This window comes from Streptomyces triculaminicus (genome assembly GCF_017349075.1).
Taxonomy (GTDB): Bacteria; Actinomycetota; Actinomycetes; order Streptomycetales; family Streptomycetaceae; genus Streptomyces; species Streptomyces triculaminicus.
This window is the reverse complement of record NZ_JAFMOF010000002.1, coordinates 1,468,971-1,489,473: the sequence shown is the minus strand read 5'-3', so window position 1 is coordinate 1,489,473 and position 20,503 is coordinate 1,468,971. Positions and strand designations below refer to the sequence as shown.

Below are 20,503 nucleotides of genomic sequence, written 5' to 3'. Positions count from 1 at the left end.
CGCACGAAGGGGGCGAGGCACGCCCCCGGTCCGGGGATCCTATGGCTGCGGTGAACGCGCGTCGTAGCGGATGAAGTGGCGACATAGGGCGGCGATCAGTACGACGGCCGCGACGCAGGCGGCTCCACCGCCCGCGACCGCGAAGGAGGGTGAGGCCAGGTCGGCCGCGGTTCCCGCGACGAAGTCGCCGAGCCGCGGCCCGCCCGCGACCACCACGATGAAGACGCCCTGGAGTCGGCCGCGCATGTCGTCCGGGGTGGCCGCCTGCATCATGGTCATGCGGAAGATCGCGGAGATGCTGTCGGCGCACCCGGCGAGCGCCAGGAAGAGCAGCCCCAGCCACAGATCGCGGGTCAGCCCGAAGACGGCGACGGCCGTTCCCCAGGCGGCGACGGAGAGCAGGATGGCCAGGCCGTGCCGGTGGATACGGCCGAGCCAGCCGGAGAACAGCCCGCCCAGCACCGCACCGACGGCCGGGGCCGCGACCAGCAGGCCGACCGTCTTGGTGTCCCCTCCGTACCAGAGTCCCGCGACGGCCGGGAAGAGCGCCCTGGGGTGGGCGAGGATCATGGCCGCGAGGTCGGCGACGAACGTGACGCGCAGGTTGGGTCTGGAGACGAGGAAGCGCAGGCCGTCCCGGACGGAGGCGCGGCGCCGCACCGCCTGCCCGTCGGCCGGCTCGGGGCGCATCGACGGGAGCCGCCACATGGCGTACAGGGAGCCCGAGAACGCGACCACGTCGATCAGATACGCGGCCTGGTAGCCCCACAGCCCGACGACCGCACCGCCGATCGCGGGCCCGCCCATGAGGCCGATGTTGGTCGTCAGGGACGCCAGGGCGTTGGCGGCGGGCAGTTGTTCCTTGGGCAGCAGCCTGGGGATCATCGAGGTGCGGGCGGGGTTGTTCATGGCGAAGCACACCGACTGCAGGGCGACGACGGTGTAGAGCAGCCACACCTGCCGCAGGTCCAGCAGCGCCACCGTGGCCAGCACGACGGACAGGGCCGTCAGGCCCGCCGCGGTCGCCAGGCCCAGGGTCCGGCGGTCGACCGTGTCGGCGACCGCGCCTCCGAACAGGCCGGCGGCTATCAGCGGGAACAGCGAGAACAGGCCGACCAGGCCCACCGAGAACGTCGAGCCCGTGATCGCGTAGACCTGCAGGGAGACCGCGAGCGCGGTCATCTGCTGGCCCACCCACGACACCGTGTGCCCGCACCACAAGCGGCGGAAGTCCGCCGAGTCGCGCAGGGGTGTCAGATCGGCGAGCAGGCGTAAGCGCCGCGCGGGACGCGGCTGTCGGCGGCCGGGCCGCTGGCCGGGTTGCCGGCCGGGTTCTTGACCAGGTTGCTGGCCGGAATCGACAGGGAGTGTGGTCACAGGACATCTCCGGTAGACAAGGCGGATGCCATTACGGCAATAGAACCGGTGTACTACCTGTCGCTCGCGGTTGGTGACGTCCAGTGATCATTTTCACGTGATGTTCGCAGCGGGCTCGAGGGGGCGGAGGCTCCGGGCCGACTGCGCCACGCGCCCGGGCCGTGCGTTCTGCCGTACAGGATGCGCGCATCAGGAGAAAGGTTCCCCATCGGGTCGTTCGCCACCCTGGTGTCCGGTTCTCTCCTTGGGAGTTGCGCGAAGGCCCGAGAGAATTCCCCACCGAAACGCCATGCACAATGCCATGCATCTCGTGTCACGCCGGTGAGGAGAAGCCATGCGCACGCTGAAGACGGTTCTCGCTCTCGGTGCGGCGGCGCTCGCCGCCGCGGCAGGCATCGTGGCCCCGGCGACGGCCGCTCCGGCCGCCACCGCCTCCGGCGGCAAGGCCATGACCTGGACTCTGCTCGCGGACGGACCCGCCGGCACGGTCCAGGTGGGCGGTGGCGCCCTGAGCAACCCCTACCAGGGGGACACCGCCACCACCACGGCGCTTCCCGTGCTGTGCCTGAAGATCGACGGCCGCCCGGCCCCCGCCGGCATCACTCCCGACTTCTACGCAGGCTGGGCGCGCGGGGCCGTCGCCGCCACCCGTCCGATCCGGGGCACGCGTCTGGCCGACCGCGCGGTCGCGGACGGGGTGTGCGCGAACACCTTCGGCGCGGGGTGGCGCATGGCCGAGTTCCATGACGGCAGATACGGCCCGAACCTGGAGAGCTCGGGCGGATGGAGCTACTGGGCCTACGGCGACGTACCCGCGGGCACCCGCTTCTGGACGGCCATCAACGACCAGCCGGCCAACCCCTGGAACTGACACAAGAACAGATTCCGGGTCTCACAGCCGTGAGCGGTCATCGCCCGATGCCGGTGATGACCGCGTCCACGACCTTACGGACGGCTCCGCTCTCCGGCGGAGTGCCCTTCCGGTCGGCGAACAGCATGTGCACCGCCCCGATCAGCATGGGTGCGAGCGTGTCCACGTCGGCGTCCGCCGCGACGCGGCCTCGTTCCCGCTCGGCGGTGAGGTAGGAGGCGATCGCGGCGGCGGCTTCCGTCAGCAGGGGGATGCCGGTCGGCGTGGTGCGGCGAAGCCGGGCGCGCAGCTCGTCCCGGGAGGTGACGAGACCGACGATCGCCACGGCCACGGAGCCGAACAGGGCCGTCAGCACGTCGGTGAGGTTGTCGGCGACGGTGCCGGTGCCGGCGGAGTCGCGCAAGGCGGCGGCCTGGTCGTCGAGCCGGGCGATGCGGTCCCGTACGAGGTCCGCGAGGAAGGCGTCGAAGTCGGCGAAGTGCCGGTGCAGGACCCCCTTGGCGCAGCCCGCCTCCGTGGTGACCGCCCGGCTGGTCAGCGCGCTCGGCCCCTCCCGGAGCAGGACGCGCTCGGCGGCATCGAACAGTTGCTCGCGCGCATCGCGCAGGGCCACCCCTGTAGGCACGTCGTGCGTCCCATCTTCCTTGTCGGTCCCGTCCGTTGACGAGTGGGCATGCGCCCACCATAGTGGGCACATGCCCACTGTACCGTCTGGGCCATCGGGCCCTTCCGAGAACGAGCTCCATCGAGACCGCCGGACGGCAGAGTCCTTCGGCTCGGACGCCGAACGCTACGACCGGGCCCGCCCCCGCTACCCCGAAGCCATGGTCGACCGCATCATCGCCGCCTGCCGCGAAACCGGCCCCGGCATCCTCGACGTCCTCGACGTCGGCTGCGGTACGGGCATAGCCGCCCGGCAGTTCCAGGCGGCCGGCTGCCGGGTGCTGGGAATCGAGCCCGACGCACGGATGGCCGACATTGCGCGGCGGCACGGGCTCGAGGTCGACGTCGCCACGTTCGAAGCCTGGGATCCGGCCGGCCGGCGATTCGACGCGATCGTCGCAGCCCAGGCCTGGCACTGGATAGACCCGCTCGCGGGCGCGGCCAAGGCCGCGCGGGTCCTGCGACCCGGTGGCCTGCTGGCCGCCTTCTGGAACGCGTTCCACCTTTCGGACGACGTGGCGGAGGCCTTCTCCACGGCGTATCAGCGGGTGGCGCCCGGCTCGCCGTTCGCTCTTCAGGCGATGAAGCGGCCCATGGACGGGTTCCAGGCGCTGTCCACCAAGGCCGCCGACGGGATCCGTACGGTGGGCGCGTTCACCGGCCCCGAGCAGTGGCGGTTCGAGTGGGACTGGACCTACACCAAGGAGGCGTGGCTGGACCAGCTGCCCACCTTCGGTCCCCTCACCCGGCTCTCGCCGGACCGGATGGCGGAGGTACAGGCGGGCGTCGGGGCCGCGATCGACGCGATGGGCGGCGACTTCACGATGCACTACACGACGATCGCGGTCACCGCGGCGCTGCGATAAACGTCGTTCCGCTACGCCGGCCGAACGCCCGGCGCCAGTCCGACCCAGGCGTCCTCGCTGTGCGGAATCACGTAGACCGGGTCGGTGGTGTGGTCCCAGTGGACGGGTACGACGTAATAGCCGTCCCGGCCTTCCACTACGAGCCGGAGGTTGCTGTAGCGGTAGCGATGGCGCAGCCCGGCTCCGAGGTCCTCTTCCCTCGTCGGCGAAGGCAGGCTCAGGCGCTTGCCGCTGAGGATGAGCACGCCCGTCCTTTCCGTGATCCGGCGGGCGTCCCGCTCGGCGTCGCGCACACCGAGTTGCACGGTGACGAGGCTGAGGGACCAGAACAGGCAGAGCCCCGCGGCCAGAGCGGGCAGCGTCCTGCGGCGCAGGCCTTGCGGGCGGTTGCCCTGCGCGTCGCGGGTCTGGCCCATCAGGAGGCCGATCGCGATCACGAGAGGAATGACCCAGATATAGGGCCCGACCCGTCGAAAATTGAGCAGCAGGATCAGCCCGGCCGCCACGATCACCAGATGGAAGCGCGCCAGCGTGTCGCCCGCGGCGGACAAGGACCGGGCGACGCGGTGGGGCAACCGTGACCCCGTCGACATGCGCGGAAGGCCGGCGACGATCAGCGCGATGATGAAGACCACCATGACCGGAGTCCTCAGGACCACCGTGCTGCGCATCACGAGATCGGTGAATCCCAGCCCGAGGGCGAACAGGGACAGGTGGAAATAGCCGTAGTACTGACTGGCGTAGAGCGCTCCCAGGTAGAACAGGAGCGCCGCGACGAAAGAAGCCTGTGCGATCAGCGTTTTCGCAACCGTCGTCGGGCTTGCCTCGGTGAACCGGTTCGACGATTTCTCACCGGGTGTGGGCTGCCGGTCCTCCATGGGGACCGCTCAGGTGTTGAGAGACGTCGGCCCTGGAGAGGGCGGCGTGCCCGTCGGCGGCGGAGGCAACACGCTCGTGCCATCGATGGGGCCGGTGGCCGTGGGAGGAGGCGGGGGCGGGGGCACGGGCGTGGGCCCGGTTTCCGAGGGCGACGGAGAAGGCGACGAAGACGTGGGCGCCGGTTCTGGTCCTTCGTCGTCGCCGGAACATGCGGAGGTGAGGGCCAGGCACACAAGGGTGAGCGAGCCGAGGGCGAGCGTCACGCGTCGTGTCTTCCTGCCCATGGAACCTCCTCGTCGCGCGCAACCCTAACGTCGGCCCGAATTCCTCGGCCGACACCACGCGCTCGGGAATCCCGCAATTCACGCCCCTGGTGCCTACGGTCCCTACGGAATACGGAAGTCGTTCGACAGCGCGACGTCGAGCGACAGGTCGAGCTGGCGGTCCATGAAGTCGAAGACGGTTTCGATGATCTCGGCGGCCATGTCGCGCTGATCGGGCGTGACCGGGTCATGGGTGAAATGGGGCGCGGCGACCTGTCGGCGCCCGGCGAGGTAGTCGAGGCGCAGGCCGGTGGCGGCCTCGGCCTCCACCGCCAGGGGCCGGGTGCTGTCCAGGAGTACGTCGGCGGCCGCCGCCATGGCGCCGGTCAGCCAGAGGCGCAGCATCGGGTCGGCATGGGTGGTGGCGAGCTGCGTGGTCGTGACCCGGTGGTGGCGGTGGATGTCCATGGTCCGGCTGAGGTAGTAGAACTCGAGGGTGTCGCCGGCGTTCCAGCCGAGCAGCTCGTCGAGGCTGAGCTGTTTCCAGTCGTTGAGGAAGAGCGCGTTGCGGGCGGTGAGTTCGTCGGCCCAGGCGTTGACGGCGCGCTCCGGTGGGGTGGTGGGCTCGGCGTAGCCGATGGCGTAGCGGTTGAGATCGCGGTAGCCCATGACGTCGATCGCCCACATGGGCAGGAACCGCTGGAGGGCCTGCAGTGCGGAGATCCTGCCGCCTCGGTGGCCGAGCCATGTGTGGAACGGGTGCGCGGCGTGCCGGGCCCTGCGTTCGTGCAACAGGTGGTGCAAGGGTTTCTGGGTGGGGTGGACCGGCCCGGTGGTGGGCGTGACGCCGCCGGTCGGTTCGGCCGGCCGGGGGCGGCGGGAGGGTGCGGGGGTAGGCCCGTCGCGACGTGCTGCAGCGCGTAGGCGTGGATCGCGTCGAGGATCTCGCCGAAGACGCCGACCATGACGTCGGCCAGCTCACGGGCCCGGCGTCGGCGCCCGTCGTCCAGCACCAGCGACTCGAAGACCTCTTCCGCCCCCTCCCCCTCCGCCTCGATGTGGTGCGCGCCGAAATAGCGCATGGTCAGGCCCGTCCGGTCCGCCAGCCTCGAGGCGACGGCGGAGATGTGGGTGAAGAACAGGTCCCGTGCGCACAGCTCGCCGACCTGGGCGTGTGCGAAGCGCAGCAGCGGGTCGCCGCGGTCGGCGGCCGCGATCGACAGGAAGTACATGCAGTGGCCGCGGATCACCTCGCTGGTCTCGGCCTGGAACAGCCACCACAGGGTGTCGGACGCGTCCCATCCCAGGCGGCGGTCGAGCCCGAGCCGCCTCCAGTCCTCGAGGAACAGCCGGGAGTGGGTCTGGTCCTCGAAGGTGTGGACGTTGATGCCACGCTCCAGGTCGTCGGCGGCGTGCGGGTAGCGCAGGACCCACTTGTTCACGTCCCGGAAGCCCAGCGCCACGGTGGCCACGCTGGGCAGGATCATCAGGCGTTCCTTCAGCGGCGTCTCGTCCGAGGCCAGCCAGGAGAACAGCGGGTGGCCGTCGAGGGCCGCGACGCGCTGCTCGACGTACGCCAGGAGGTCTTTCACGGTGCCTCGATCCTTCCGGTCACGTCGGCCGGGGCGGCCAGGTCTGCTGATTCGGTCAGGCCGGCCAGGCCGGTCACGGGATGTCGAACTTATTCGACAAGGCGACGTCGAGGGAGATGTCGAGCTGCTCGTCCGCGGCGTCGAAGACGGTCTCGATCATCTCGGCGGCCACCTCGCGCCCGGCCGGGTCCATGGGCCGGTCCTTGAAGCCGGCCGCGAGTCCTACGGGCGAAGCCGACGGCCGGTGGGCGATCTCGTGGCGGTCGCCGAGGTAGTCCAGGCGTACGTCCGTACTGGCCTCCACCTCGTCGGCCAGCGCCTTGGTCTGCCGGAAGAACGGCTCCCCGCTGGTCTCCAGGGCGTGCATGAGCCACAACCGCAGCAGCGGATCGTCGTGGCCGACGGCGAGCTCGGTGAACCGGACGATGTTGCGCCGGTGCACGTCGGTCTGCGGGTCCAGGTAGCAGAACTCCAGGGTCCGGCTGCTGTTCCACCCGAGGATCTCGTCGAGTCCGAGCTGCTTCCAGTCCTCGAGGTAGAGGCTGTTGTGGGTGGTGAGGTCGTCGACCCAGGCGTTGACCGTGCGGTGGAGGTCGCCGGCCGGTTCGGCGTAGCGCAGGGCGTAGCGGTTGAGGTCGCGGTAACCCATGACGTCCATCGCCCACATGGGGATGAAGCGCTGGAGGGCCTGGAGAGCGGAGATCCGGTCGCTTCGGTTCCTGAGCCATAAGTAGAAGGGATGCTTCTCGCTGCGCTTCCGGCGTTCCCCCAGGAGTTTCTCGAGGGATGCCTGGCTGGAATGGACGGGTCCGTCGGTGCGGGGCCGCAGAACCGGAATGTTGTTCGCGACCCGGGTGACCGGCGGGCGAACGGGAGGGCGCGGTGGGTTTCCCGTCGTGATGTGTTCCTTCGCGTAGAGCAGCCACATGTCGAGCTGGGCGGAGAAGATGTCGTATATCGCGTCGGCCAGTTCGAAGGCGCGCGCCCGGTTCCGCTCGTCGAGCCGCTGCCTGGTGAAGAGCTCTTCGCAGTCCATATGGCCCGATTCGAGGGCCAGGTGAAAGGGGCCCACATAGGGAAGCTCGATTCCGGTCTGCTCGGTGAACCGAATCGCGATCTTGGAGGCGTGCCGGAAGAAGACCGACCCGAGTGCCTCCATCATCTCCGACTGGGCGAAGCGCAGCAGGGGGTCCTTGGCGTCGGCGGTCGCCATCGACAGGAAGTAGACGCCGTGGCCGCGGGCCACCTCGTTGGCCTCGGAAAGGAACAGCCACCACAGGGTGTCGGAGGCCTGCCAGCCCAGGCGCCCGTCCAGGCCGAGCCGCTTCCAGTCCTCGAGGAACAGCCGGGAGTGGGTCTGGTCCTCGAAGGTGTGGACGTTGATGCCGCGTTCCAGGTCGTCGGCGGCCTCCGGATATCGGAACACCCACTTGTTCACGTCCCGGAATCCCATCGAGAACGTGGCCATGGCCGGCAGGATCAACAGGGAATCCGGCATCGGCGTTTCGTCGGAGTTCATCCATGCGTACAGAGGATGCCGATCGAGATCCGCTTGTCGTTTCGCCACCAGTCGTAGCACGCTCTCCACAGGAGGACCTTTCTTCTCCGGCCGGTGCGGGGCCTCACGAACTCCAGCCAATTCTCGGCACGGACCCGGAGGGCGGCATCTTCGCATGTGCGCCCTTTTACCTCCTCTTCCCTCCTCGATCCGGCGCTCGACGGTGCGTACGAGCTGCCGCGTTCGCCACCTCCACATCCACCTCCCGTGCGCCGGGTGAGGTCCCTGGGCACGGCCGGCTTGTCCGGGCACCGAGTGCCTCGTTCACCGGACCCACCCGACCCGCCGCACGTGAGGAGATGCCTCCGGTGGGCGGGCCGGATTAACGTCCCGGGACATGCATCCCCGCTACAGGCACGCCGCGTCCATTTACGACAAGGCTTTTCCGGTCTTCTCCTTCGGCGCCGGTCCGAAGATCCACCAGATGGTCGCGCAGGCCGTTCCGGTTCGCCCCGGGGCGACCGTCGTCGACATCGGGTGCGGGACGGGTCTGATGCTGGCGATGCTCCGCGAGCGCGTCGGCCCGCAGGGGAAGGTCATCGGAATCGACACGACCGGACCCATGCTCGACCGGGCGCGGCGGCGCGTGGCCGGGGAGGGCTGGAAGAACGTCGAGCTGTACCGCGCGGACATGACCGGGTTCGATCCGGGCGTCGCGGTCGATGCCGTCGTGTTCGCGCTCAGTCTCAGCGCCGCGCGGCCGGCGGAGGTCTTCCACCGCACGCTCCGCTATCTACGGCCCGGCGGGAGCATGGTGATAGCCGACGGTATTCCGGCGCACGGCCGCTGGTACCACCCGGCCGTCAACCTCTATGCGCGTTTCAGGGCCCCGCTGGTGGGGTCGGACCTGGGGCGCGCCGCGGAGATCGCCCGGCTGGCGCACGAACACCTCGTGGACGTCCGTACGAACGTCATCTGGGCGGGCCTCTACACGATCGTCAGCGGCCGTGCGCCCAGTGAAGGAGACCGGCATGTCGGTTCATGAGCCGCCGGAGTTGTTCGGCCCCGAGTTCACCCGCGATCCCTATCCGACGTACGCCTGGCTGCGCGAGCACAGTCCGGTGCACCGCTTCACGCTACCGCAGGGCATGCCCGCGTGGCTGATCACCCGGCATGACGACGTGCGGAAGTGGCTCGCCGATCCTCGGCTGGCCAAGAACCTGGAGCGGTTCCTGCCGGAGGAGGCGCTGCCCAGCCCGCAACTGCGCGATGTGCTCACCCGGAACATGCTGGCCAGCGACCCTCCCGCGCACACCCGTCTGCGGCGGCTGGTCGCGAAGGTGTTCACCGCCCGCCGCGTCCAGTCGCTGCGCCCTCGCATCACACAGGTCACCGACGAGGTCCTGGACCGGATGGGCACGGCCGGCGAGACGGACCTGGTCGACACGTTGGGGGCGCTGCCGATCACGATCATCTACGAGCTGCTCGGCGTGCCGATGCGCGACTGGGAGACGTTCCGCAAGTGGTCCGTCCTCGGCTCCGACGAACAGTCCACCGGCAGCGAGGAGTTCGAGACGGCCACCGAGGCGCTGAAGTCCTACACCCAGGGCCTCATCGCGGACAAGCGCGTCGCGCCGGGCGAGGACCTGCTCTCCGACCTCATCGTCACCCGTGACAACGACGAAGGCCTCTCCGACGACGAACTGGTCGCCATGGTGTTCCTGCTGCTCCTCGGCGGCCAGGAGACGACCATCAGCCTCATCGGCGCCACGGTCTACCACCTCCTCCGGAATCCGGACCAGCTCGACCTCCTGCGCAAGGAGCCGGAGCGGCTGCCGGCGGCGATCGAGGAGGTCCTGCGCTACGACGGCCCGGCCATGAACGCGAGCATGCGCTTCGCCGTCGAGGACATCGAGGTGGAGGGCGTGGCCATCCCGGCGGGCGGCGTCGTCTTCCTCGGCCTGGGATCGGCCGGGCACGACCCGGAGCAGGTGCCCGACGCCGAACGCTTCGACATCAGCCGATCCGGCGTCAAGCACCTCGCGTTCGGCCACGGAATCCACACCTGCATCGGATCGGCCCTGGCCAGGCTGGAGGGCGAGATCGCGATCGGCCGCCTGTTGGATCGCTACGCCGAGTTGCGACTGGCCGTACCGCCGGAGGAGCTGAACTGGCGGCCGGGCATGCATTTCCGGGGGCCCGTCGAGCTTCCCGTCGTCTACCGGGCGAAGCCTCGATGACGCTCGACATCACCGTGGCCCCCGAGCCGCCGCGGGACGGCCGCCTCGATCGCGACCTGTCGGCCGTGCTCGGTTGGCTGCGCGACGACGTGGGCGAACCCTCGGAGCACATCGGCCGGGCCGGGCCCGTCTGCCCGTTCGTTCCCGGGGCGCTCAACGCCGACGCGGTCCGCTTCAGCTTCCACTACGGCGTCGACGCGTGCGACGTCGACGAGCTACGGCGCCTGGTCTCCTGCGAACTGCGCGTGTTCCAGCGGACGACGGCACCGCCGAAGAAGTCGGGCATCTCGCTGCACAGCCTGCTGGTCGTCCTGCCGGACGCCACCGAGGAGGGCTGGCGGCGGATCGACGAAAGCTACGGCACCCTCAAGGACCTGGCCGTCGGTGCGGGCCTGATGATCGGCCAGTTCCATCCGGCCTGCGCCGAACCCTCCGTACGCAACCCGTCCTTCCCCGTCTCCCGGTCGCCGCGCGCCCTCTACGCCATCCGGCACATGGCGCCGCACGACGCGCTGTTCCTGCATGTCGAACAGCGATGGTTCCGGACGTACGCGGCACGATTCGCCTCACACGCCCGGCAGCCACGGACGGACCCGCTCGTCCACGAGCTGTACCGGAGCGCCCGCGAACGCCATGGAAGGAGACAGGAGTGAACGTGGAGGGTGAGCAGCCGGCGGCCGTGGTGATGCGGCAGATGATCTTCGGCCAGTTGCTGTCCCGCGCCGTGTGCACGGCCGCCGAGCTCGGTCTCTCCGACCTGCTCGCCGACGGCCCGCTGGCGGTCGCCGAGCTCGCCGCGCGTACCGGCGCCGACCCCCGGCGGTTGTCCCAGCTCATGCGCGGCCTGGCGGCGTTCGAGGTCTACTCCGCCCGCGCCGACGGCTCGTACGAGCTCACCCCGCTCGGAGCCACGCTGCGCACCGGTGTACCGGGATCGGCGCTTCCCACCGCCCTGCTGGCGGCGGGCGAGATCAGTGCCGCCTGGGCGGGCATGGCCGGCACGGTGCGTACGGGCAGGACGGCGTTCGACGAGCTGCTGGGAGCGAACTTCTTCCACCATCTCGGCCGCGACGGCCGGCTCCGTGAGCTGTTCGACCGGTCGCAGACCCACGACCAGGAGCTCGAGACCGGCCAGCTGCTGGAGGCCGTCGACCTCTCCGGACATCGCCGGATCGTGGACGTCGGCGGCGGCGACGGCGCGCTGCTCGCCCGCCTGCTCCAGGCCCATCCCCGCGCCGAGGGCGTCCTGCTGGACAGCCCCGAGGTCGTCGCGACCGCGCGGGCCCGTATGGCCCGCATGGGCCTGGGCGATCGCTGCTCGACGGTCGCCGGGGACTTCTTCTCCTCCGTACCGTCCGGCGGCGACCTCTACGTGCTCCGCCAGATCCTGCACGACTGGGACGACGAACACTGCGTCGAGCTGCTGCGCGTCTGCCGGCGGGCCATGCCCGCCCATGCCCGCCTCGTGGTCGTCGAGCGGCTCGCCGAGGACGACGGCACGGGGCAGGACGCGCGCTTCGCCGCGCTCATGGACCTCTACATGATGACCGTGCTCGGCGGCGAGGAACGCTCCGGCCGCGCGTTCGGCGACCTGCTCGGCAAGGCGGGGTTCACCGTCCGGGCCGTCCACCGCCTGCCCACGGCGGTCGCCGTGATCGACGCCTGCCCTGCATGATCCCGGTGTCGCGAGGGCGAGGGACTACGGATAGCGCGCGGCCGCCGCGGTGCATGCCTTGGGGTGGATCAGGGTCCGCAACTCGGTTGCCGGGCCCCGCGGTGTGCTCTGCTGAGCCCCGGGGGCGGCGGTCGTCGCCCTGCTCTCCTTGCCGGGAACTTCACGCTCGTCCCCATCCTGTCGGGCGCCAAGGCCCTCGATCCGGCCTAGCCCGCCCGCTCTCCCTCCGCACACGGCCGGCCGGGCATCGCGCCCGGCCGGCTGTTCGCGTGCTCGCGTCGTGCCCTCCCCGACCACGACGCTGGCTCGAAGTGATCGAACGTGGCGTGACGGCTGTTGTACTGCGCGCATGAGAGATCAAAAGCAGTGCACGGTCGTCCGTACCGGAGAGTACGAGGGGATCCAGGGCGGCACGTTCGGTGCGGGCATCAGCGCCCAGTCGGCGGGGGCGGAGCGGCTGTGCCTCCACCGTCTCGTGATGCCCGCCGGCACCCGCGGCCGTCCTCACCTGCACGAGGGCCACGAATCGGCCATCTTCGTCCAGTCCGGGACGGTCGAGGTGTGGCACGGCGAGGGCCTGGCCGAGCATGTGGTCCTGCACGCGGGCGACTACATCCACATCCCCGCCGACACCCCGCACATGCCGGTGAACAGCGGCACGGAGGACATGGTGTGCGTGGTCGCCCGGACGGACCCGAACGAGCAGGAGGGCGTCCGGCTGCTGGAACTCCCGGTCTGGCTGGAATCCCAGCTCGGCCCCCTGCTCGTCGGAGCCGGCTGAGCCACCTGGCCGAAAGGTCAGGGGTCAGGCGCGGATTTCCAGCTGAGCCTGCCCGGTGCTTCCCCGCAAGCCCGAGGTGAGGCATTCCGTGGGCGGCTGGTCGGGGAGCGCGGACACGACGCGCCGCGCGGCCTGCCCCGCGCCGCGTCCTCCGGCGACCCGGCCCGACAGCTCGACGAGGAGGACGCCGGCGACCCGGGAGGTCCTCACCCGGTCGTAGACGATCGACGACGTGCGGCCGTCGGCGTACTCGAGCGTTTCGGCCGCACGGGTGCTGGCCACCGTGACGCAGGAGGAACCCGGCGACACCGCGTCCAGCGAGCCGGTGGCCGGCAGGTTCACCCCGGTGGCGAGGTTGCACAGGTACCGTGCGTCCGTATGGACGTGGGCCACCTCGGGCTGGAGGGTCAGGGGCGGGTCGTAGGTGCTGTCGCTCCTCCCCACGCAGGTGATGGTTCCTCTTTTGCCCTCGTGGGCCCCGGCGGCCGGGGCCGCCGTCCACGACGAGCCCACCAGGACCAGGGCACTCAACGCCACCGCCGCACCGCGCCTGCCGAACATACGACCTCCAAGGAGTCCCGAACCACTACCGGCCACTACCGGCTCCTCACTACCCCCCGTTCATCCCTGAACGCCCTCGCCGTCCCGGCTCCCGCAGCGCCCCGGCCGCGCGGGCATCGCCCCGCGCGCCGTCGCAGGCGGCGCTGGCACCCCCTCCCGCCACGGGCGACGCAGCGCTCAGCGTGCGGCGCCGTGGTCGTAGCCGCATGGAACCGGAAGTTCCGGGTAGGGACAGCCCGCGTTTCCCCCTCCCCCGATGTCAGAGCAGGAGAGAACTCCGGTGAACCACTCGACCGCCAAGGGCCGTGTCTTCGTCATGCTGGACGCGGACGGCGACGGGGTCATTTCCCAGCAGGACTACCTCTCCCGGACCGAGCGGGTCGCTCTGGCGACGGGACGCAAGGCCGACGACCCCCTGGTCGTCACCGCCCGGGCGTCCGGGGAGCGTGCCTGGGCGTCGATGGACGCGGACGGCGACGGAAGTGTGACCTTCGAGGAGTACGCGGCATGGGCGGGCGCCGAGGCGTTCGAGAGCGTCTGCAGGGGCACGCTCGCGGCGCTGTTCGACCTCGCCGACGCCGACGAGGACGGCGCGCTGGACCGGTCGGAGTTCACTGCCCTGCGCGAGGCACTGGGCAACCCGGCCGGCAACGCCGACGCGGCCTTCGACGCGCTGGACAGCGACGGCGACGGCCGCGTCGTTCGTGACGACTACCTGGAGTCCATCCGGGCCCATGTCATCGGCGAGGGATCGCCCATGGGCGACGCCTTGTACGGCGACGGGAGTTGAGGCGGCGCCAGGAGTAGCCCCCCATTACCTTCTTTGGTGGCCCCGCAATGGGGCGCCCGGCCTCCGGAGTTGGCATGACTTTCTCCCCCTGTCGAACGTATGGCCTGGGGGGTGGTGTCACCGGCTCCGGAGGCATCGACAGACCGCTGATTAGGGGCATGACCACCGGCTTCTCCGCAGGTCGGGAGGCTCTTCGTAATGTGGATGTGGCGATCGGTGCCGTGGGACAGCCGGGCGAGGACGACCGAAGGACACACGTGATCGACGTCAGTGACATCGGTGCCTTCCTCGGCCTGGACGTCGGCAAGGGCGAACACCACGCCACCGCCGTCACCCCGGCCGGGAAGAAAGCCTTCGACAAGCGCCTGCCCAACAGCGAACCGAAGCTCCGCGAGGTCTTCGGCAAGCTCAAGACCAAGCACGGCACCGTGCTCGTGGTCGTCGATCAGCCCGCCTCGATCGGTGCTCTGCCGCTCGCGGTGGCCCGCGACATGGGCTGCGAAGTCGCCTATCTGCCGGGCCTGACGATGCGGCGAATCGCCGACCTCTATCCCGGAGAGGCCAAGACCGATGCCCGCGATGCGTTCGTCATCGCCGACGCTGCCCGCTCGATGCCGCACACCCTGCGGGAGATCGAACCAGCCGACGAAACGGTCGCCGAGCTGGAGATGATTGCCGGCTTCGACGACGACCTCGCCGGCGAAGCCACCCGCGTCTCCAACCGGCTGCGGGGACTGCTGACCCAGATCCACCCGCACCTGGAACGGGTCCTCGGCCCGCGCGTCCAGCACCCGGCGGTCCTGGCCCTGCTGGAACGCTTCGGGTCTCCGGCACAGATCCGCAAGGCCGGCCGTCGCCAGCTGGTGAACCTGCTCCGGCCGAAGGCACCCAGGATGGCCGAACGGCTGGTCGACGACATCTTCACCGCCCTGGACGAGCAGACCGTGGTCGTTCCCGGCACGGACGCGGCCGCGCTGATCGTCCCGAGCCTGGCCACTTCTCTGACCGCCGTCCTTGACCAGCGGAAACTGCTGGCCGGACGGATCGAGGAACTGCTGGAGGCCCACCCTCTTTCCAAGGTCCTGACGTCCATGCCGGGGATCGGCGTCAGGACCGGAGCAAGGATCCTCATCGACGTCGGCGACGCCAGCAGCTTCCCCTCCGCCGCCCACCTCGCCGCCTACGCGGGCCTCGCCCCGGCAACCCGAAGTTCCGGGTCCTCGATCCGCGGCGAACAACCGTCGCGGAGAGGAAACAAGCAGCTCAAACGAGCTTTCTTCCTCTCCGCGTTCGCCGCTTTGGCCGACCCCGTCTCCCGGGCCTACTACGACAAGAAGATCGCCCAGGGAAAACACCACACCCAAGCCCTCCTCTGCCTCGCCCGACGACGAGCCGACGTGCTCTTCGCCATGCTCCGCGACGGCACCTTCTACGACCCCAAGCCCGCCCCCACAGGTTGACGAAACCCATAGGGGCACCCCCCCGGGCCGCCCGGCTCAGCCGTCGCCGCCCGGCATCAGATCCAGCGCGCTGAAGGAGTCCGCGACCCGGGAGCGCTCGCCCGCGTCCAGGGCCGCGCTCCGGCTGTCGCCGCTGTCCAGCCTGCGCAGCCGGTCGACGGCCTCCTCGAGGTGGTAGGCGCCGCCGCCGAGCACGACCCACTTGCCGACCTCCGGGTGCATGACCAGGGCGGCGTCGCGGTTCTCGGCGGAGGTCGTGGGACGGTCCACCCAGACGTCGCAGGTGCCGGTCACCGCGACCGGCAGGCCGCCGGCCGACCACGCGACCGTCACCGTCACGGTGTGCCGGCCCGGTCGTTCGAGCGGGAATCCGTCGGAGCTCCAGAAGACGCGGTAGTCGGCGGACAGGGAGGCGCCGGGCTCCAGCGGGGCCAGCTTCGCGCCCTCACAACTGATGACGAACGGGCGGACCGGCCTGTCCTCCCCACTCTCGTCGAAGCTCGACATGGTGGTGAACAGCGCCTCCATGCGGAGGTCGTTGGGGACCATCAAGGCGGCGCCGGAGGTGTTGGTCAGCTTCCAGGAGACGGTGACGGGTGCGCCCAGCGGGGCGTGGTCGGTCTCGGCCTTGACCTCGAACCGCAGCTCGTTCGGGTAGAAGAGGTTGCGGTCGGATGCCTGCGGGGCGCCGGAAGGGAACCAGCTGGCGAACGGCCAGCCGCCGGGGCGTATCACCGGGTCGGGCATGTGCGCCAGGTGGTTGCGCACGGTGGTGTTGAAGCCGAGGTTGATCTGGTCGGGGAACACCCCGGGTGCGCCGGTGGCGGGTCCGCCCAGGACGTCGGCCACGCTCGGTGTGGTGGTCATGATCGAGTTGTCCGCCGCGGTCTCGGACTCCTGGTGGATCTGGTTGAACGCGTGGGTCACCTCATGCATGGCCGAGCGCAGGTAGGCGCGCGGTGTGTTGCGCTGCTGCTGGTTCTCCGCGGCCCCGAAGTTCGAGGAGTCGGAGCTGGGGTAGCCGTCGTCGCTGAAACTGGCGGCCCCCTCGCGCGGCACGCCGATCTGGTCGTACATGACGCCGCGCGAGCAGCCCATGGTCGCCGGGACGACGACGAGGTGGGTGCGCCATTCGGCGTCCAGGTCGGTGCCGGTCTTGCGTACGCTCGTCATGAGCGCGTGCAGGTTGGCGGGCGTCCAGCAGACGTTGGGGTTGACACCGGCAGGCGCCGGAATGTCCACCTGGTCCTCGACGCGGTCGATGGTCAGTTGCCAGCCGGCCGTCGCGTAGAGGGTGTCGAAGAACTCCGTACCGGTGCCGGCCGCGTCGGGGACCGGCTGGGGGGCGACGGCTCCCCTGAGGGTGTCGATCTCGAGCACGGCACGGCGCAGGAAATCCGAGACCCAGGTCAGGGTGACGGATCCCCGGTCGGTGCCGCCCTCGAGGACGCGGCCCTCGAACCTCGGCCCCGAGGGGATCGGCGTGGGGAAGGTGCCCGGCACCTGCTGGAGGACGAACGTCAGGGACCGGCTGGGCGAGTCCGGGAAGGAGCCCTGGAAGGAACCCGCCGACGGCTGGGTGTAGTCGAACTCGTCCACGTCGACGGTGACCGTGCACGGCCGCCCCGGCACGGTGACCGGCGGCACCACCAGGCGCGTGCCCCTGAGGTAGGAGCGGTACCGGTCGCGGGGGAAGACCGGGACCTGTCGCAGGAGGGGGAACGGCGAATCCCCTCGGCTGGCCGCCGCGGCGGCGGACTCGCCGGCTGCGCCGGGGATCACCGGGCTGTCCTGGTCGAGTACGGCGCCGGGGGGCGAGGCCGCTCCCGGGCCGCCCGCGAGAGGGTTCGCCACGGTAGGCGGCTGCCGGTACAGGTCACCGCTGACGATCACCCCGTCGGGCCCGGCGGACGGCGCCGCACGGTCGACGCGCAGGGTGCCGACGGTGCTCTGGAGGGAGGCGAGGCTCGGGCGGATCGTCACCTGGTAGCAGCCGTCGCGGAAGTCCAGGCGGCAGGGCAGGAGGGGTGGGATCGGAGGGAGCGGGGGCGTGGCGGGATCGTCGGCGTTCACGCCGTGTGCGCCCGGAGGGCCCGGCAGCTCGTTCTCGACCGTGATCGGCGCGGCGACGGGCGCTCCGGCCGGCGCGACGTCGGCACTGTTCGGCAGCAAGTGGGGGTCGACGTAAGGCTGCGGTTCCCGGTCACACATGGTGCCCTCCTGGATCCGATGCACGGGATGGCCCGCTGTACGGGATGGTCCGGTACGCGGGATGGGCATCCCCCGCCTTTACCGACCCCCGCAATCTCCCCGACCGACCGTCGCACCCCGGTACGCGGGCGGGTTGCGCCGGGGATCCCCGCCCGTCTCAGCCTGCGCCGGGTGAGGAAGCGCGGCAACATGGGAGGGTGCGGGCACCGGGCAGGGGCGAGCGGGCCACCTGTCCGGCGGGACGGACGTGCCGGTTGTCCGGCGGGCGGACCCCGCGCCGGTGCACTCGACCATCACTGACGATCGGCCTGACCATGACGGACCTGGGGGCATCCGAGCCTCGGCTCATCATGGGCCGCTGGCGCCGCGTCTCGCGCTCCGAGTGCGCCCGCACGTACCCGGCCGAGCTCACCATCGGCCCTGGTTCCCGCTACCTCGGGAGGCGCGACCCCGACCAGGGGTTGCCGGTGTGGGACGTGGGCACGGCCCGGATGCCGGACGAGACGACGCTGGTGATGAGCACCTCCAGCGACGAACTCGTCAGCTACGCGATCGAGGTCGCCGCCGACCGGTTCACGGTGACCGCTCCGGACGGCTGCGTGGTCGTCTTCGAGCGGCAGGCGTGAGCCCCGCCTACCGCGGCGTTCCGTGGTGAGGAAGTGACTTCGTCCTTGACGATCTCCAGCTGTAACTGAGATTGTTCTTTCAAGGGGGTGTCATGGCCGCGAACAGCAGGCTCACCGTCGCCGTCCACGTACTGGCATGGATGGCGCTGGTGCACGGGCGAGGCAGGGACCTGGTCACGTCGGAGCAGGCAGCCGACAGCGTGAACACCAACCCGGTCGTCATCCGGCGCAGCCTCGGCGCGCTGCGCGCGGCCGGGTTGGTCGAGGTCCGCCACGGCGCCGGAGCCGGCTGGCGGCTGGCGCGCGAGCCTGAGTCGATCACCTTGCTGGACGTCTACCGGGCGGTCGAGGACGAGCCGCTGTTCGGTCTGCACCGCAGCGAGCCGAACCCCAAGTGCCCCGTAGGGGCGGGCATTCAGCCCGCGCTTCGGCAGGCCTACGGCGAGGTCGAGGAAGCGGCGCGGAACGCCTTGGGCGGGACGACGATCGCCGACGTGCTGCGCGAGACGCTGTCGGCGTAGCCCGCGAATGCGCGCCACGCGCCACCTCGTCACTTGCCACACCCTTTGCTGTAACAAGAATGGTTATCTCGAATGGAGGGGGAACCCGGTGCGCGCGATCCAGTACCGAGAGCACGGAGGGTACGACAGGCTCCGCCTGGTCGAGATGGAGGTTCCCGAACCGGCACCCGGCCAGGCGCTGGTACGGGTGACCGTCGGCACGGTCAGCCCGCTGGACGACACCGTGCGCGCGGGCCGCATGTCACCGTCCCTGCGCAAGCCGCTGCCCATCATTCCGGGCGGAGCCGCCGTCGGCGTGGTGGCCGACGCGGGAACGAGCGGCTTGCCCGAGGGCACCCGCGTGGCGATCCACGGACAGGGACGCGGTCTGAGCACGGACGGCACCTGGCGGGAGTACGTCGTGGAGTACCCCGAGGCGCTCACCCCGCTGCCCGACGAGGTCGGCGACCGGCAGATGGCCGCGATGCTCGCCGGAGCCGGATACTCCACCGCCTATCTCGCGCTCACCGAACTGGTCGGCTTCCGGCCCGGCCGGAGCATCCTCGCACCGGGTGTCGGCGGCGCGGTCGGGATGGGTGCCGCACACGTCGCCGCGCGGCTGGGCGCCTCGATGGTGATCTCCACAGCCGGCCGCACCGAGAAGGCCGAGCAGGCCAGGGCGGCCGGATTCGCCCATGTCATCGACCTGTCGCGGGAGTCCCTGCGCGACGGCGTGGCGCGGCTCACCGACGGCAGGGGCGTCGACGTCGTCCTTGACGGCGTCGCCGGCCCACTGCTCGGCGACGCGCTCGCCGCCCTGGCACACGGCGGCGACTACATCGCCGTCGGCTACTCCGGAGGCACCCGCGGCACGGTCGACGTGACCGACCTGATCTGGAAGACCGCCCGCATGCACGGCTACAAGTTCGACATGTTCCCGGACGCGGCGGTACGCGCCGCACGGCTGACCCTGCTCGACTGGCTGGCCGAGAAGCGGTTCGAGCCCGTCGTCGCAAGGGAGTTCCCGCTGTCGCAGGCGGCCGAGGCGCAACGCCACCTGATGGAGGACAGGCCCTTCGGGCGGGTGCTGCTGACCATGGACGGCGAGGGCTGAGACAGGCGATCGCCCTCGGTCTCGCCGCCGGATCGGTTCTCGCCGTGGCGCTTCCCCGTCCTCGGCATGGTCGTTTTCACCGTCATGCGGCAACTGGGCATCGGGCTCGGCGCCTCCTCCGATCCGGGCCCGCAGCTGAACGCAGATCCGGCTTCCAGAAGTTCTACTTACCGCCGGCCTCCGCGAGGGTGTGGGCGACAAGGGCATTGGCGTGGCCGTGGCCCAGGCCATGTTCGGTCTTGAGCCAGCCGACCAGCTCCATGTGCTTGGTCAGCGGTGAAGTACGAATGAGGTCCTTCCACTCGGCTATCGACCGGCCGTACTTCTTCTCGATCGACGGAAAGTAGCTGGCGGGGCCCTTCACAGTTTCAGTCATGGCCGCATTCTGGCACCCGCCACTGACAACGCGACCTGCCCGGGCACGCTCCTGCAGAGCCGCGGTCCGCCGGTCAGCGGCAAACGGCGTAGAAGGCGTCATGGACGGCCTTGATCCCGGCGACTCCTGTGGCCATGGCCGACGGATGGGCAGCGCCAGC

Annotated in this window: 20 protein-coding genes; 12 read left to right on the top strand and 8 right to left on the bottom strand. The window is 70.4% G+C overall.

The features are described from left to right. Positions 1-39: 39 nt before the first annotated feature. Entirely contained in the window at positions 40-1,269 is a 1,230-nt protein-coding gene (locus J1792_RS16885) for an MFS transporter (RefSeq protein WP_242646231.1), read from the bottom strand. A gap of 442 nt (positions 1,270-1,711) precedes the next feature. Between J1792_RS16885 and J1792_RS16880 the strand changes: the two genes are divergently transcribed. After that, the gene (locus tag J1792_RS16880) at positions 1,712-2,248 is read left to right on the top strand and encodes a hypothetical protein (protein WP_207247605.1); all 537 of its coding nucleotides are present in this window, start codon (positions 1,712-1,714) and stop codon (positions 2,246-2,248) included. Positions 2,249-2,285: 37 nt separating this feature from the next. On the opposite strand, the gene J1792_RS16875 is transcribed toward J1792_RS16880, so the two are convergent. Further along, complete coding sequence (locus tag J1792_RS16875; RefSeq protein ID WP_086571780.1) at positions 2,286-2,873, bottom strand: TetR/AcrR family transcriptional regulator; 588 nt, start codon at positions 2,871-2,873, stop codon at positions 2,286-2,288. A gap of 70 nt (positions 2,874-2,943) precedes the next feature. Here J1792_RS16875 and J1792_RS16870 point away from each other — a divergent pair, with 70 nt between their 5' ends. Next, positions 2,944-3,777 (top strand): class I SAM-dependent methyltransferase, encoded by an 834-nt coding sequence (locus tag J1792_RS16870; RefSeq protein WP_207247604.1) that lies wholly within the window; start codon positions 2,944-2,946, stop codon positions 3,775-3,777. 11 nt (positions 3,778-3,788) lie between these two features. On the opposite strand, the gene J1792_RS16865 is transcribed toward J1792_RS16870, so the two are convergent. The 3 genes from J1792_RS16865 to J1792_RS16855 all read right to left on the bottom strand — a co-directional run bounded on the left by J1792_RS16865 (position 3,789) and on the right by J1792_RS16855 (position 8,030). Continuing rightward, the gene (locus tag J1792_RS16865) at positions 3,789-4,655 is read right to left on the bottom strand and encodes a hypothetical protein (RefSeq protein ID WP_086571776.1); all 867 of its coding nucleotides are present in this window, start codon (positions 4,653-4,655) and stop codon (positions 3,789-3,791) included. 387 nt (positions 4,656-5,042) lie between these two features. After that, a complete protein-coding gene (locus J1792_RS16860) occupies positions 5,043-5,723 on the bottom strand; it encodes a hypothetical protein (protein ID WP_143587954.1) in 681 nt (226 codons plus the stop codon). A gap of 861 nt (positions 5,724-6,584) precedes the next feature. After that, positions 6,585-8,030, bottom strand: a complete 1,446-nt coding sequence (locus tag J1792_RS16855) for a hypothetical protein (RefSeq protein WP_207247603.1) — start codon at positions 8,028-8,030, stop codon at positions 6,585-6,587. 376 nt (positions 8,031-8,406) lie between these two features. Here J1792_RS16855 and J1792_RS16850 point away from each other — a divergent pair, with 376 nt between their 5' ends. The 5 genes from J1792_RS16850 (at position 8,407) to J1792_RS16830 (ending at position 12,705) form a co-directional block, all read left to right on the top strand. After that, positions 8,407-9,054 (top strand): class I SAM-dependent methyltransferase, encoded by a 648-nt coding sequence (locus J1792_RS16850; RefSeq protein ID WP_086571284.1) that lies wholly within the window; start codon positions 8,407-8,409, stop codon positions 9,052-9,054. Beyond that, on the top strand, positions 9,041-10,249 hold the full coding sequence (locus J1792_RS16845; RefSeq protein ID WP_207247602.1) for a cytochrome P450 family protein: 1,209 nt from the start codon (positions 9,041-9,043) through the stop codon (positions 10,247-10,249). The genes J1792_RS16850 and J1792_RS16845 overlap by 14 nt, the downstream gene beginning before the upstream one ends. Continuing rightward, positions 10,246-10,902, top strand: coding sequence for a DUF6875 domain-containing protein (locus J1792_RS16840; protein WP_086571281.1), 657 nt, complete (start codon positions 10,246-10,248; stop codon positions 10,900-10,902). The genes J1792_RS16845 and J1792_RS16840 overlap by 4 nt, the downstream gene beginning before the upstream one ends. Continuing rightward, positions 10,899-11,924, top strand: coding sequence for a methyltransferase (locus J1792_RS16835; protein ID WP_086571279.1), 1,026 nt, complete (start codon positions 10,899-10,901; stop codon positions 11,922-11,924). The genes J1792_RS16840 and J1792_RS16835 overlap by 4 nt, the downstream gene beginning before the upstream one ends. A 349-nt stretch (positions 11,925-12,273) precedes the next feature. Continuing rightward, positions 12,274-12,705 (top strand): cupin domain-containing protein, encoded by a 432-nt coding sequence (locus J1792_RS16830; RefSeq protein WP_207247601.1) that lies wholly within the window; start codon positions 12,274-12,276, stop codon positions 12,703-12,705. 24 nt (positions 12,706-12,729) lie between these two features. On the opposite strand, the gene J1792_RS16825 is transcribed toward J1792_RS16830, so the two are convergent. Then, complete coding sequence (locus J1792_RS16825; RefSeq protein WP_086571275.1) at positions 12,730-13,266, bottom strand: hypothetical protein; 537 nt, start codon at positions 13,264-13,266, stop codon at positions 12,730-12,732. A gap of 280 nt (positions 13,267-13,546) precedes the next feature. Between J1792_RS16825 and J1792_RS16820 the strand changes: the two genes are divergently transcribed. After that, positions 13,547-14,056, top strand: a complete 510-nt coding sequence (locus J1792_RS16820; protein ID WP_086571273.1) for an EF-hand domain-containing protein — start codon at positions 13,547-13,549, stop codon at positions 14,054-14,056. A 257-nt stretch (positions 14,057-14,313) separates the two neighbouring features. Beyond that, positions 14,314-15,516 (top strand): IS110 family RNA-guided transposase, encoded by a 1,203-nt coding sequence (locus J1792_RS16815; RefSeq protein ID WP_207247600.1) that lies wholly within the window; start codon positions 14,314-14,316, stop codon positions 15,514-15,516. Between the two features lie 36 nt (positions 15,517-15,552). Here J1792_RS16815 and J1792_RS16810 read toward each other — a convergent pair whose 3' ends face one another. Continuing rightward, positions 15,553-17,727, bottom strand: a complete 2,175-nt coding sequence (locus tag J1792_RS16810; RefSeq protein ID WP_207247599.1) for a hypothetical protein — start codon at positions 17,725-17,727, stop codon at positions 15,553-15,555. Positions 17,728-18,041: 314 nt separating this feature from the next. Here J1792_RS16810 and J1792_RS16805 point away from each other — a divergent pair, with 314 nt between their 5' ends. The 3 genes from J1792_RS16805 to J1792_RS35385 all read left to right on the top strand — a co-directional run bounded on the left by J1792_RS16805 (position 18,042) and on the right by J1792_RS35385 (position 19,967). Then, on the top strand, positions 18,042-18,353 hold the full coding sequence (locus J1792_RS16805; RefSeq protein ID WP_086573053.1) for a hypothetical protein: 312 nt from the start codon (positions 18,042-18,044) through the stop codon (positions 18,351-18,353). A 92-nt stretch (positions 18,354-18,445) separates the two neighbouring features. Further along, positions 18,446-18,874 (top strand): Rrf2 family transcriptional regulator, encoded by a 429-nt coding sequence (locus J1792_RS16800; protein ID WP_086573054.1) that lies wholly within the window; start codon positions 18,446-18,448, stop codon positions 18,872-18,874. Between the two features lie 88 nt (positions 18,875-18,962). Further along, on the top strand, positions 18,963-19,967 hold the full coding sequence (locus J1792_RS35385; RefSeq protein ID WP_207247598.1) for a quinone oxidoreductase family protein: 1,005 nt from the start codon (positions 18,963-18,965) through the stop codon (positions 19,965-19,967). Positions 19,968-20,130: 163 nt separating this feature from the next. Here J1792_RS35385 and J1792_RS16790 read toward each other — a convergent pair whose 3' ends face one another. Beyond that, on the bottom strand, positions 20,131-20,343 hold the full coding sequence (locus tag J1792_RS16790) for a DUF4287 domain-containing protein (protein WP_207247597.1): 213 nt from the start codon (positions 20,341-20,343) through the stop codon (positions 20,131-20,133). Positions 20,344-20,503 lie beyond the last annotated feature (160 nt).